This is a genomic window from Streptomyces sp. DH12, assembly GCF_020873895.1.
GTDB lineage: Bacteria > Actinomycetota > Actinomycetes > Streptomycetales > Streptomycetaceae > Streptomyces.
Map to the genome: position 1 here is coordinate 1 of NZ_JAHWGT010001379.1, position 418 is coordinate 418.

1 pseudogene is annotated in these 418 nt (G+C 66.7%); it reads left to right on the forward strand.

Features of this window, described 5'->3' with window-relative positions:
- Nucleotides 1–418 (forward strand): annotated as a pseudogene (locus tag LPA54_RS40160) (phospho-N-acetylmuramoyl-pentapeptide-transferase); the annotation flags it as partial.

Below are 418 nucleotides of genomic sequence, written 5' to 3' on the forward strand. Positions count from 1 at the left end.
GGCGTGCTGGTGCTGGGCCTGATGGTCGGCATGGGCCTGGTCGGCTTCCTGGACGACTACATCAAGATCGTCAAGCGGCGTTCGCTGGGTCTGCGGGCCAAGGCGAAGATGGCCGGCCAGCTGATCGTCGGTGTCGCCTTCGCGGTGCTGTCCCTGCAGTTCGCGGACTCCCGCGGGCAGACCCCCGCCTCCACGAAGCTGTCGTTCATCACGGACTTCGGCTGGACCATCGGCCCGGTGCTGTTCGTGATCTGGGCGCTGTTCATGATCCTCGCGATGTCGAACGGCGTGAACCTCACCGACGGCCTGGACGGTCTGGCCACCGGGGCCTCCGTGCTCGTCTTCGGCGCCTACACCTTCATCGGCGTCTGGCAGTTCCAGGAGTCGTGCGCCAACGGCGAGACGCTGACCAACCCGG